We start from the raw sequence: 11,399 nt of genomic DNA on the forward strand, positions 1-11,399 counted from the left end.
GGTGCCGGTGCCGGTGCCGGTGCCGGTGCCGGTGCCGGTGCCGGAAGTACTAGTACCTTCGCCGCTTCCCGCGCCACAGCCCCGTCGGCAAGCTCGCCGCATGATCCGCTTTTCCCTGTCCAGACGGGCTCGCCGCTGGTTGATCGCCGTGGCCGTCGTGCTGGTGCTGATCCTCGTCGGCGGTTACGTCCTGTTCCGGATCGCCGATTCCCGGACGTTCCAGTTCTTCGGCGGCCTCACCGCCCGCGTGGAGACGCCGGAGAAAGCGGTCGCGCTGACCTTCGACGACGGTCCCAGCCCCGCCGGGGTGAAACCGGTCCTCGACACCCTGGCCGCGCGCGACGTCCACGCGACGTTCTACCTCATCGGGTCTGAGCTGGCGGCGCATCCGGATCTCGGCCGCGCGATCGCCGCGGCGGGCCACGAGATCGGCAACCACACCTACTCGCACGAACGCATGCTGCTGATCACGCCCGGGTACGCGGCGAGCGAGATCGAACGCACCGACGCGCTGATCCGCGCCACCGGCTACCCCGGCGAAATCACCGTCCGCCCGCCGAACGGCAAGAAGCTGTTCGCGCTGCCGTACTACCTGCACGAGCACGACCGGAAGACGATCACCTGGGACGTCGAACCGAACTCCTTCCCCGAAATCGACCGCAGCGCCGCGGCGATCGCCGACTACACCGTGACGCACGTGCGCCCCGGGTCGATCGTGTTGTTCCACGCCATGTACCCGGGGCGCGAGCAGACCCGGCAGGCCATCGGACCGGCTGTCGACCGGTTGCGGGCGCTCGGCTACCGGTTCGTCACCGTGTCGGAACTGCTGGCACTGCGAGGCAAGGGATGACCGCCGCGACCGACCAGCCCTCTCCTTCGGGCCCCGCGGCGAGCGAACCGCCCCGGGCGGCGAGCTGGGTGCGCAGGCTGTCCAGTCCGTACCCGGTGCCGGTCGTCGGATGCCCGATCCGGTCGCTGCGCACCACGATCCGGACGGACTCCGGGGCCACCTCGACCTCGACCCGCAGCCGGACGCCGGGACCGTTGTGCCGCAAGGCGTTGATGGCCGCTTCGGAGACGATCCGGTCGGCGAGATCCCGGACCTGGTCCGGAATCCGGTGCAGCGCGGGCTCTTCTTCGATCACGAGACCGGCCGCGGTCAGCTCGGCGAGCACGGCAGCGACCGCCGGTCCTGGCTGCTGCTGCCCGTCGTCCCGCAGTTCGCGCAGGGTTTCGCGGACCTGGCCCAGCGCGTCCCGTCCGGCGGCGAGCATCGCGTCCACCCTGGCGCGGTCCGTGCTGGTCAGCTCGCCGACCGCGAGGAGCGCCTCGGCCTGCACGAGCATCACCGTGGTGGTGCGCGCGAGCGTGTCGTGCAGCCGTCGCGCGGTCTGCTCCCGGCGTTCGGCGGCCAGGCGCTCCAACTGGAACCGCGTGCGCTGCGCCGCGAACTCCGCGCGCTCGGCGGCATGCCGCTGCCGCTCGGTCCCGAGCAGCCACGCCACGACGCAGACCGCGACCGCAAGCAGCGCACCGTCCACCGGACCCCTCGACACGGTCATGGCGGCGCCGAGAGCAGCGGCGGAAAGCCCGCCGAGCCCCCATCGCACCGACGCCCGGCGTGCGCTCGGCACTGTGTACAACGCGATCAGCACCGGCACGTAGTCGATGTTGTGCGGCTGGGTCGTCAGCAGCCGGGCAAGCGTCGCCGCGGTGACGAGGGCGAGCACCCACCCCGGGAACCGGCGGCGGAAGGCCAGCGGCAGGACCTGCGCGGACACGAGGGCGACGCCGTCCCACCCCGTCGCGGGCGGCCACGCCCCGCCCACCGCGAGCAAGACCGCGACGAGCACGGCGGTTCCCAGGTCGAGCAACGATTTCCGGTCGCGGAACCAACGCACGAAGCGAGCGTAGACTGCCGTGGTGATCAGGGTCCGGGTCGTCGACGACCACGCGCTGGTGCGGGAGGGCCTCGCGCTGATCCTCGGCGCCCAGCCGGACATCGACGTCCTCGGCGCCCACGCTGACGGCGCCGGCCTGCTCTCCGCGCTGGATCCCGCCACGGACGTCGTCCTGCTGGACCTCTACCTCCCGGGAACGGACGGAATCGAAGTCCTGCACCGGGTCCGGGGGCCGAAGGTCGTCATGCTCACCACGATCGGCCGCGCAAGCGAAATCCGCCGCGCCCTGGCCGCGGGAGCGAGCGGATTCGTGCTCAAGGACAGCACCGGCGCGGAACTCGCGGCCGCGGTCCGCGCCGCGCACGAGGGAATCACGGCGATGAGCCCGGCGGTCGCCGCGGCCCTCCGCGCGCCGGCGGCCGAGGGAGTCACCCCGAGGGAACGCGACGTCCTGCTCCTGCTCGGGCGAGGACTGTCCAATCGCGACATCGCCGCCGAGCTGGGCTTGGCCGAGCGCACAGTGAAGGCGCACGTGGGCAACCTGCTCGCGAAGCTTCAGGTGGAGAGCCGGACGCAGGCCGCGTTGCTGGCCGAAGAGATTCTCGGGAACCCTGCTGGGACGGTGCCTTCCGGCTGAGGAAGGAACGTCGCTCGATCCTCTGTTCAGGCGCTGCTTCGCGACCTTCGCGGCCTTCGCAGGCGTTGCGGAGGTCGTGCTGTGGCGACGTCGGCGAGGTGATGCGGCCCCGCCCAACAGACCCAGCGCCGCTGGTCGGCGGTAGCGCGCCACCCCGCTCTCCGCCACCCTGGGCAGTCGAGGACGGGAGGCAGCACGTGAAGGTCGTCATCGCCGGAGCGGGCATCGGCGGGCTGACCGCGGCCCTGCGGCTGCACCGCGAAGGCATCGAATGCACGGTGTACGAGCAGAGCACCAGGATCGGCGAGCTCGGCGTCGGGATCAACGCCTTGCCGCACGCGGTCAAGGAACTCGCCGCGCTCGGGCTGCTCGGCCAGCTGGACGAAATCGGGATCCGCACCCGCGAGCTGTTCTACACCCATCGGCTCGGGCAGGTGATCCTGCGCAAGCCGTGCGGGCTGGACGCCGGGTTCACGCTCCCCCAGTACTGCCTGCACCGGGGCAGGCTGCAGAACATGCTGCGGCGAGCGGTCCAGGCCCGGCTGGGCCCCGAGGCGGTGCGGACCGGACACCGGCTGACCGGGTTTGCTCAGGACACGCGGGGCGTGCGAGCGCACTTCGCTGAGCGGGAAAGCGGCGAAGCGGTGACCGTGGCCGGGGACGTCTTGGTGGCGGCCGACGGGATTCACTCGGCCGCGCGGTCCCTGCTGTTTCCCGATGAGGGTCCGCCGCGCTGGAACGGGGTCCTGATGTGGCGCGGCGCCACCGACTGGCCCGAGTTCGGCGGCGGCGCTTCGATGATCGTCTCCGGCGGCACCGAGGCCAAGCTGGTGCTCTACCCGATCGGACCGGGCCGGAGCGCGGGCACCCGGCTCACCAACTGGGCGGTCTGCGTCCGGACCGGCCGGCCCGGCGACCCTCCCCCGGACCGGCAGGACTGGGCCAAACCCGGCGATCGGGCAGAACTGGCTCGGCACGTCGGGCGGTTCCGGTGCCCGGAGGTCGACCACGCCGCGCTGGCCGAGGCCACCGAGGAGATCTTCGAGTTCCCGATGTGCGACCGGGACCCGCTGCCCGCCTGGTCGCACGGACGCGTGACGCTGCTCGGCGACGCCGCCCATCCGATGTACCCGATGGGGTCCAACGGCGCCGGCCAGGCGATTCTCGACGCGTCCAGCCTCGCCGCACAGCTGACGCGGCACGCCGATCCCGTCGAGGCGCTGCGCGCCTACGATGCCGGCCGGCTGGCGGCCACCGGCGAGATCGTGCTGCGCAACCGCCGGGGCGGCCCGGAAAACGTCATCGACGAGGTCGAACGGCGCGCGCCGGAGGGCTTCGACCGTCTTGAGGACGTCATCGACGCGGCGACGCTCGACGCGATCGTCAGCGGCTACGCGCAGGTTTCCGGGGCGTCCCAGCAGCAGGTGAACCGCACCTGAGTTCAGGCGCCCGCCACCGAACCGGGCGGCAGGAAGTCGACGTCGTGCAGCGCCGACACCCGGACCACCTCGGCCGGGTCCGTCAGGTTGTGCAGCTTGTCGAACAGCGTCGCCAGCTTCCCGGCCGGGCTCACCCAGAACAGCCCCCGGCTCATGCCCTCGCCGCGGTTGTAATAGGCGTGCGGGAGCCCCTTCGGCATCCGCACGGTGTCGCCGGGACCGGCGGTCTCCCATCGGCCGTCGAGGTAAAGGGTGAACACGCCTTCCAGGATGTAGATGTGCTCGTCCTGCGTCGGATGGACGTGCGGCGGCACCCCGGTGCCGGGCGGGTCGAGGGTCTCGAACGCGAAGCTCGACTCGCTGGCCGCCTTCATCGAGTAGGTGTGGCCGAGCACGTTCCACACCTTGTTCCGCATGCCTTCGCGGGCGGGCGTGATCCCCTGGGGCAGGGGACCGAGCACGATTTCCTCGCCGGTCATCACACCTCCTGGCCGATGGTTTCGTCCGACAGGGACTCTGCGCTATCCGGTCGCCGGTGTACAGCCTCCCCCAGGACCGGGGAAGCGGAAGTCCTTCAGGACAAGCGCGGTCAGGCCTTCCCGGCCTCGACGCAGCGCCCGATCTCCGGGACCGGCAGCGCGCGCCCCGTGGGAACGACATATCGGCGACCGCTTCGGGAAACCGCCCGCAGCGCCACGGCGGCGGCCGCTTGGCCACAAACCGCCGGTACAGCTTCCGCGCGTCGTACATCTCCGTGCCGTCGAGGAACGAATGTGGACAACAGCGTGCTCCTGGCGCCCGCCGTGGCCAGCGCGTCGAAGGTCGCCCGCACTGCGGCCTCGGCCAGATACTGGGTGACGCCTTCCCAGAGGAACACAGTCCGGCCTCTGGGGCGCCAGCCATGCCCGGCCAGGACGCTGCCGAGGTCGTCGGTGTCGACCGGCACCTGCGTCACCGGGTACGAGGGCAGCCGCGCCTGCTTGGCCCGGATGGTCCACCTCGAACGCCGGGACGCCCGAGGGAACGGCGATGCGGGCCGGGCGGGTGTCCAGCCCGGCGCCGAGGACCACGACGCTGTCGGCGCCCGCTCGCAGCGCGTCGCGAAGCCGCTCGTCGAGATAGCGTTTGCCGCACGCGATCCCGGCGCAGATTCCGGAGCTGTCCTTCTCCGCGACGGCGATCAGCCGATCCGCAGCGGCGCCCAGCGGGCCGGCCTGGCCGCGGCACGCATCCCGGCCGGCCGCATTCGCGCCGCGAGTTCGTCGTCGGTCAGCCGCCGCCCGGCCGGGAAGTGCCGTTCCACGGCCGCGGTCGTCATCGGCCCGGCCGCGGTTCCCGTCGCCTTGCCTGCCATGGCGCGCCCCGCTGTCAGTTGTATTCGGAGATCTCCACCCCGAACGTCCCCGGCTCCAGCGCCTCGAAGATGTGCGGCACGTCGCCCGGATAGCAGATATAGTCCCCCGGCAGCAGCTCCACCGGGTCGTCCATGATGCCGATCCGCGCGCGGCCCGCGCACAGCACGGTGTGCTCCACCACGCCGCTCATGTGCGGGTCCGACCGCCGAGGGATGCCGGGCTCCGCGCTGACCAGGTAGATGTCGCGGCGCGCGGCGGACGGGCACGCGGACAGCAGCGTGCACGCGTAGTCGGCGTGTTCGGCGAACACCGTCGGGCCCTTGCCCGCGCGGATCACCTTCACCTCCTGCCGCTCCGGTTCGACCAGCCGGGAGAACGGCACGTCCAGCGCGACGCCGAGTGCCCACAGCGTCTCCACGCTCGGGTTGCCCGATCCCGATTCCAGCTGGGACAGGGTGGATTTCGCCAGGCCTGCCCGGCGCGCGACCTCGGTCAGCGAGAGGCCGGCGCGGGCCCGCTCGCGGCGCAGGGACGCCGCGATGATGTCCAGCGGCGCGCCTGTGCTCTCGTTCGGCATGTGTGTTCGCTCCATCAGTCTTCTCGTTCGCCTTGACGAACAGGCCCCGACGTGTTCAGCATAGGACACTATGCGTTCGATTTGGCGAACACTCGACCGCGGCCTCGCCCGCGACATCGGTCTCGTATGCCTGGCCGACGCCCTCGTGGGCGTGTCCTACGGCGCCATCGCAGTGGGTTCCGGCTTCCCGCTGTGGGCGCCGATGCTGCTGTCCCTGCTGGTTTTCGCCGGCGCGTCGCAGTTCATGTTCGTCGGCATCGTCGCCTCGGGCGGCAATCCGCTCGCCGCGGTCGCCGCCGGGCTGCTGGTGAACGCGCGGCACGTGCCGTTCGGGTTCGCGGTCGGCGACGCGCTCGGGCGCGGACTGCTCGGGCGGCTGGCAGGCAGCCACCTGATGATCGACGAATCGGTGGCGTTCGCGCTCGCCCAGCGCGACGCGGCCCGGCGGCGGGCGGCGTACTGGGCGTGCGGCACCGGGCTGTTCGTGTGCTGGAACCTCGGGGTCGTGGCCGGCGCGTTCGCCGGGTCCGCGATCAGCGACACCGACGCGTTCGGCCTGGACGCCGCCTTCCCGGCGGTGCTGCTGGCGCTCGTGCTGCCGTCGCTGAAGGACCGGGCGTCCCGGCTGCCGGTGCTGATCGGCGTGGTGGTCGCGCTCGCGGCCACTCCCCTGCTCCCGGCGGGCCTGCCGGTGCTGCTGGCGCTGGCCGGGGTGGTCGCCGGCGCCGCGGCGAAAGAGCCGAAGTCCCTGGAAGGAGCGCACTGATGGACGGCGCGGAACTGATCATCGCGACACTCGTGCTCGCGGCGGGCACGTTCGCGTTCCGGCTCGCCGGGCCGCTGCTGCGCGCGAAAGTGCGGTTGTCGCCGCGAGCCGAGCGGCTGATGACGCTGTCGGCGGTGGTGCTGCTCGCCGCGCTGGTCGCGACCAGCGCGTTGACCCAGGGGCAGGAATTCGCCGGGATCGCCCGGCCGGCCGGAGTACTGGTGGGCGGGGTGCTCGCGTGGCGGAAGGCCCCGTTCGTGGCGGTCGTGCTCGCCGCGGCGGCGACGGCGGCCCTGCTCCGCCTCGCCGGGGTGCCGTAACCGTTCCGGGAAAACCGCACAGCGAATTTCCCGGTCGGGATTTTCCGCGATCGAAGAACGACACGTCTTCCGGCAGGAAAAATACCGACCGGGAGAGGGAGACGAGTGCTCGTCGCCCTCTCCCGTCGGCGGGAAATCAGCTTTGGCTCATCGAGCGGAAATTGCGTGCGAATTGGCCGCACCGACCGCGCCGCAGGTCGGCTCGTCCGGCTGGGCGGACACGCTCACCGCGTCCCAGGCCGCCTTCACGGAGTTGAACTCGGTGCAGCTGTTCGGGAAGAGGCTCTTCGCCGCGGTCAGCGTCCAGGTCCGGTAGCTCTGGTAGGAGCTGCCGCTGGTCTTGAGCAGCATCGCGTTGTAGAAGATCTTCACGGCGGTCTGCACGCCGAGCCCGGTCACCGTCGAGTTGTCGCACGTCGGGCTGGCGGGCTGGCCGTTGGCCGGGTTCGACCCCTCGGCGAGGAGGTAGAACCAGTGGTTGCCGGGGCCGGCCGCGGCGTGCACCTCGGTGCCGGGAATCGAGTCGTCGTAGCAGTTCTTGTGGCCGAGCTGGGACGGGTCGTACATGTTGCGGATCGGCCCGCTGCCGACGAGGTTCACCTGGTTGCCGACCAGGAAGTCCGGGACCGCGTACGGCGCGGGCTCGTTGGCGAACCATTCGGACGCGGCGCCGTAGACGTCCGCGACGAATTCCTGGGTGCCGGCGCCGGACATGCTGCCCGGGGTGTGGTCGTCGATGCCGTGGCCGAACTCGTGGCCGACCACGTCGAGCGAGCCGATCCACTGGCCCGCGGTGTTGCTCCCGATCTGGACCTGGGTGCCGTCGTAGTAGGCGTTCTGCTCGTTGAGGCCGACGCGGATCGGCCAGGCGCCGCCGTTGCCGTCGAAGCTGTTGCGGCCCAGCCATTGCGTCAGCATCTTGTTCTCTTGCTGGATGCTGTAGAGGGCGTCGGCGCAGCCGGTTTCCCGGTCGGTCTCGTCGCCGTTGCCCCAGCTGTCGGTCGGCTTGGTGAAGGTCTGCTGGGTGTCGGCGTCCTGGCAGCTGAGGTTCGCGATGGCCGGATCGGTCATCGAGTAACCGCCCGCGCCGTCCGAGGACGTGTCGAGGTGCAGCGGCTCCGGGCCGTTCCACACGCCCTGCGCGTCGCCGTAGGCCACGTGCTCCTGCGTGTGCAGGATCTTCCCGGTCGTCGCGTCGACGACGACGTCCAGCTTGCTCGGCCCCTCGGCGTTCCGCCCGCTCACCCGGGTCGTCCAGGCGAGTTTCGGGCTGCCCAAAGCGTAAGCGGCGAGCGTCGCGGGCCGCACGCTGTCCACAGTGGGCACTTGGGTGCGGGCGATCGCTTCGGCCTGCTTGGCGGTCAGCTTCGGCGACGTGCTGGGCAGGTCGATCGCGGCGGTCTGCGCGACCGAGGTGGCGAGCACCTGCCCGGCGGAGTTCGTGGCCACGACGAAGTCGCCGCCGATGACCGGCAGGCCATGGTACGAGCGGTCGTAGGGCACGTACTTCAGGCCGTTGGTCGAGGAGATCACCTTGTGCTGCTGGAAAACGTCGTCCTTGCCTGCGTGCAGCGCGGCGGGCCGGGAGGCGACCAGCTCCTGCGCGGCGGTGGCCGCCATGGCTTCGGCGGCCTGCGGGCTCTGCGGTTCGAGCGGTTGCGCGTGGGCGGCGGTGGCCGTGGTGACGGCCCCGGCCAGGACCCCGGCTGCGAGCAGCACGAGCGGTCGGCGCGATTTCATCGGCGGTGTTCTCCTCCGGACAGGCCGGATCAGACCCGGGGGTGGGGGCCGGATTCGGAAGTGGAATGGGATCGAACCTCGCCAAGAGTCGGGTTTTTTCCCACTCCGGACAACCGACGAAGGTCGCTAAGTTGTCAACTTCGGCGCCTCCGTCCCGATTCTCGGTGCACGATTTCCGGAAATTCCTCTTTCCGCCCAAGAATCGCCACTCGCCCACCTCGGCAGCAGTCCGGCGTTCCGGATGAATCCGGCGGGAATGCGCCATCGAATCCTTTGTGGAAAGTGCGAATACAGCTGTCCGCGGTGGAATCGGCCGGTCCGGGCCGCCGGGACCCCGCGCTGAGCGAACGGCTGGTCCCGAGCCGATCGCCTTGCTTCCCGGCGGGTCCCGGGTGTGTGATCGGGGACACAGTCGCACCATCCGCCGTCGCTGAGGAGGCCGTCATGGCCGACAAGCAGAACAGGAGTACCGACCCTGGGGCCGCCGTCGCTGTGGCCGACCCCGCCAAGGTGCGCAACGTCGTCCTCGTCGGGCCTTCCGGTTCCGGGAAGACCACGCTCACCGAGGCTTTGCTCGCCGCGTCCGGCACGGTGCCGCGCGCCGGTTCGGTCGTGGAGGGCACCACGGTGTGCGACCACGACCCCGCGGCGGTGCGCCAGCAGCGCTCGGTCGGGCTTTCGGTCGCCCCGGTGCTGCACGCCGGGCACAAAATCAATCTCATCGACACCCCGGGATACGCCGATTTCGTGGGCGAACTGCGCGCCGGGCTGCGGGCCGCGGACGCCGCGCTCTTCGTGGTCTGCGCCGCCGAGGGCGTGGACGCCGCCACCGTCGCCGTGTGGGAAGAGTGCGCGTCGGTGGGCATGCCGCGCGCCGTCGTCGTGTCGCGGCTCGACCACCATCGCGCCGACGCGCTCGCCGAGATCGCCGCCTGCCAAGCCGCCTTCGGCGCGGGCGTGCTGCCGCTGTACCTTCCCGTGCCGGACGGCCTGGCCGGGCTCGTCACCCAGCGCCGCTACGACTATTCCGCCGGCTACCCGCCGCGCGTGGGCGACGCGGGCCCGGCCGTGGCCGAGGAGTTCGCCGCCGCCCGCAACGAGCTGATCGAGGGCATCATCGCCGAGAGCGAGGACGAGACCCTCATGGACCGCTACCTCGGCGGCGAGGAGATCGCCGAGGACGTGCTGATCGCCGATCTCGAAACGGCCGTCGCGCGCGGTTCGTTCCACCCGGTCATCCCGGTGTGCGCGACCAGCGGAATCGGGCTCGCCGAGGTGCTCGACGGCATCGTGCGGGCCTTCCCCTCGCCGCTGGAGCACACCCCGCCCGGCGTGACCAGCCCCGACGGCGCCGAGCACGCCGCGCTGTCGGCCGATCCGGACGGGCCGCTCGCCGCCGAGGTCGTGCGCACCGCGGTCGATTCGTATGTGGGACGAGTTTCGCTCGTCCGGGTGTTTTCCGGGACCCTGCGGCCCGAGAATCCGGTGCACGTCTCCGGCCACGGCCTCGCCGAACGCGGCCACGAAGACCACGACGCCGACGAACGCGTCGCCCACCTCTACTCGCCGCTCGGCGCGAACCTGCGCGAGGTGCCGTTCTGCGTCGCGGGCGATCTGTGCGCGCTCACCAAAGTGGGTTCCGCCGAAACCGGCGACACGGTGTCGTCGCCGGACGATCCGCTGCTGATCAAGCCGTGGCGGATGCCCGAACCGCTGCTGCCGGTCGCCGTCGTCGCGAAGTCCCGCAGCGACGAGGACACGTTGTCCCGCAACCTGTCCCGGCTCGTCGCGGGCGACCCGACCCTGCGCTTGGAACGCAACGCGGAAACCGGGCAGCTGGTGCTGTGGTGCATGGGCGAGGCGCATTCCGAGGTCGTCCTGTCGCGGCTGCGCGCGGGCGGTGCGGACGTCGGCACCGAGCCGGTGCGGATCAGCCTGCGTTCCACGTTCGCGAAACCCGCCCGCGGCCACGGACGGCACGTGAAGCAGTCCGGCGGGCACGGGCAGTTCGCGGTGTGCGACATCGAGGTCGAGCCGCTGCCGCGCGGCGGCGGGTTCGAGTTCGTGGACAAGGTGGTCGGCGGTGCGGTGCCGCACCAGTTCATCCCGAGCGTCGAGAAGGGCGTGCGAGCGCAACTGCAACGCGGCGTCCAGGACGGCTGTCCGGTGGTGGACGTGCGCGTGACCCTGACCGACGGGAAGGCGCACAGCGTCGACTCGTCGGACGCGGCGTTCCAGACCGCGGGCGCGCTGGCCCTGCGGGAAGCCGCGGCGGCCAGCCGGATCTCGCTGCTGGAACCGCTGGACACGGTCGAGGTGAGCCTGCCGGACGAACACCTGGGCACGGTGCTGGGCGACCTGTCCTCCCGCCGCGGCCGGGTGCTGGGCACGGAATCCAGCGAGGGCGGGCACGCCGTGGTGCACGCCGAGGTGCCCGCGGCGGAACTGCTGCGGTACGCGGTGGACCTGCGCTCGCTGACCTCGGGGACGGCGACGTTCACGCGGCGGCACGCCCGGTTCGAGCCGATGCCGGAGGGGGCGGCGGTCCCGACCTGACCCGGGCGAAATCCGTGAGGGGAACCCGGAGAGGGTGTTTCGAAACCCGGTGGCGTGGTCGGGCGTTAGCTGTGATACCGGGGCGGCGTGGCGTTTATCGGGCGGTTG

The 11,399-nt window shown here is 71.5% G+C and carries 11 protein-coding genes and 1 pseudogene; 6 read left to right on the top strand and 6 right to left on the bottom strand.

The genetic code is table 11. The features are described from left to right. The first annotated feature begins 100 nt into the window (after nucleotides 1-100). Nucleotides 101-850, top strand: a complete 750-nt coding sequence (locus A4R44_RS14260; protein ID WP_067580000.1) for a polysaccharide deacetylase family protein — start codon at nucleotides 101-103, stop codon at nucleotides 848-850. Here the strand turns inward: A4R44_RS14260 and A4R44_RS14265 are convergent. Further along, nucleotides 810-1,901, bottom strand: a complete 1,092-nt coding sequence (locus tag A4R44_RS14265; RefSeq protein WP_067580002.1) for a sensor histidine kinase — start codon at nucleotides 1,899-1,901, stop codon at nucleotides 810-812. The two genes, A4R44_RS14260 and A4R44_RS14265, sit on opposite strands and share 41 nt — an antisense overlap. Nucleotides 1,902-1,923: 22 nt before the next feature. Here A4R44_RS14265 and A4R44_RS14270 point away from each other — a divergent pair, with 22 nt between their 5' ends. Next, nucleotides 1,924-2,538, top strand: a complete 615-nt coding sequence (locus A4R44_RS14270; RefSeq protein ID WP_067580241.1) for a response regulator transcription factor — start codon at nucleotides 1,924-1,926, stop codon at nucleotides 2,536-2,538. 197 nt (nucleotides 2,539-2,735) lie between these two features. After that, nucleotides 2,736-3,977: a flavin-dependent oxidoreductase gene (locus A4R44_RS14275; RefSeq protein WP_067580004.1), complete on the top strand. Its 1,242-nt coding sequence runs from the start codon at nucleotides 2,736-2,738 to the stop codon at nucleotides 3,975-3,977. Between the two features lie 2 nt (nucleotides 3,978-3,979). Here A4R44_RS14275 and A4R44_RS14280 read toward each other — a convergent pair whose 3' ends face one another. The 4 genes and pseudogenes from A4R44_RS14280 to A4R44_RS14290 form a co-directional block, all read right to left on the bottom strand. Continuing rightward, nucleotides 3,980-4,456, bottom strand: coding sequence for a cupin domain-containing protein (locus tag A4R44_RS14280; protein ID WP_067580006.1), 477 nt, complete (start codon nucleotides 4,454-4,456; stop codon nucleotides 3,980-3,982). 110 nt (nucleotides 4,457-4,566) lie between these two features. Next, nucleotides 4,567-5,182 (bottom strand): annotated as a pseudogene (locus A4R44_RS14285) (SAM-dependent methyltransferase). Further along, nucleotides 5,158-5,331 carry a hypothetical protein gene (locus A4R44_RS47870; protein ID WP_157904863.1) on the bottom strand — a complete coding sequence of 58 codons (174 nt, stop codon included), beginning with the start codon at nucleotides 5,329-5,331 and terminating at the stop codon, nucleotides 5,158-5,160. Before A4R44_RS47870 ends, A4R44_RS14285 begins: the two are co-directional and overlap by 25 nt. A 14-nt stretch (nucleotides 5,332-5,345) precedes the next feature. After that, nucleotides 5,346-5,909, bottom strand: a complete 564-nt coding sequence (locus A4R44_RS14290; RefSeq protein ID WP_067580008.1) for a helix-turn-helix domain-containing protein — start codon at nucleotides 5,907-5,909, stop codon at nucleotides 5,346-5,348. Nucleotides 5,910-5,979: 70 nt separating this feature from the next. Here A4R44_RS14290 and A4R44_RS14295 point away from each other — a divergent pair, with 70 nt between their 5' ends. Both A4R44_RS14295 and A4R44_RS14300 read left to right on the top strand, forming a co-directional pair. Continuing rightward, entirely contained in the window at nucleotides 5,980-6,675 is a 696-nt protein-coding gene (locus A4R44_RS14295) for an AzlC family ABC transporter permease (RefSeq protein WP_067580010.1), read from the top strand. Continuing rightward, a complete protein-coding gene (locus tag A4R44_RS14300) occupies nucleotides 6,675-6,995 on the top strand; it encodes an AzlD domain-containing protein (RefSeq protein WP_067580012.1) in 321 nt (106 codons plus the stop codon). The genes A4R44_RS14295 and A4R44_RS14300 overlap by 1 nt, the downstream gene beginning before the upstream one ends. Before the next feature lie 147 nt (nucleotides 6,996-7,142). Here the strand turns inward: A4R44_RS14300 and A4R44_RS14305 are convergent, their stop codons facing one another. Next, the gene (locus tag A4R44_RS14305; protein WP_067580014.1) at nucleotides 7,143-8,735 is read right to left on the bottom strand and encodes a M4 family metallopeptidase; all 1,593 of its coding nucleotides are present in this window, start codon (nucleotides 8,733-8,735) and stop codon (nucleotides 7,143-7,145) included. Nucleotides 8,736-9,179: 444 nt separating this feature from the next. Here A4R44_RS14305 and A4R44_RS14310 point away from each other — a divergent pair, with 444 nt between their 5' ends. After that, nucleotides 9,180-11,291: an elongation factor G-like protein EF-G2 gene (locus A4R44_RS14310; RefSeq protein ID WP_067580016.1), complete on the top strand. Its 2,112-nt coding sequence runs from the start codon at nucleotides 9,180-9,182 to the stop codon at nucleotides 11,289-11,291. Nucleotides 11,292-11,399 lie beyond the last annotated feature (108 nt).

The sequence above is a fragment of the Amycolatopsis sp. M39 genome, from assembly GCF_001651785.1.
GTDB lineage: Bacteria > Actinomycetota > Actinomycetes > Mycobacteriales > Pseudonocardiaceae > Amycolatopsis > Amycolatopsis rubida.

Bases quoted from the DNA above. Each gene is read 5' to 3' on its own strand.
- A4R44_RS14260 (WP_067580000.1), top strand. From the start codon at position 101: ATGATCCGCTTTTCCCTGTCCAGACGGGCTCGCCGCTGGTTGATCGCC.
- A4R44_RS14280 (WP_067580006.1), bottom strand. From the start codon at position 4,456: ATGACCGGCGAGGAAATCGTGCTCGGTCCCCTGCCCCAGGGGATCACG.
- A4R44_RS47870 (WP_157904863.1), bottom strand. From the start codon at position 5,331: ATGGCAGGCAAGGCGACGGGAACCGCGGCCGGGCCGATGACGACCGCG.
- A4R44_RS14290 (WP_067580008.1), bottom strand. From the start codon at position 5,909: ATGCCGAACGAGAGCACAGGCGCGCCGCTGGACATCATCGCGGCGTCC.
- A4R44_RS14295 (WP_067580010.1), top strand. From the start codon at position 5,980: ATGCGTTCGATTTGGCGAACACTCGACCGCGGCCTCGCCCGCGACATC.
- A4R44_RS14300 (WP_067580012.1), top strand. From the start codon at position 6,675: ATGGACGGCGCGGAACTGATCATCGCGACACTCGTGCTCGCGGCGGGC.
- A4R44_RS14305 (WP_067580014.1), bottom strand. From the start codon at position 8,735: ATGAAATCGCGCCGACCGCTCGTGCTGCTCGCAGCCGGGGTCCTGGCC.
- A4R44_RS14310 (WP_067580016.1), top strand. From the start codon at position 9,180: ATGGCCGACAAGCAGAACAGGAGTACCGACCCTGGGGCCGCCGTCGCT.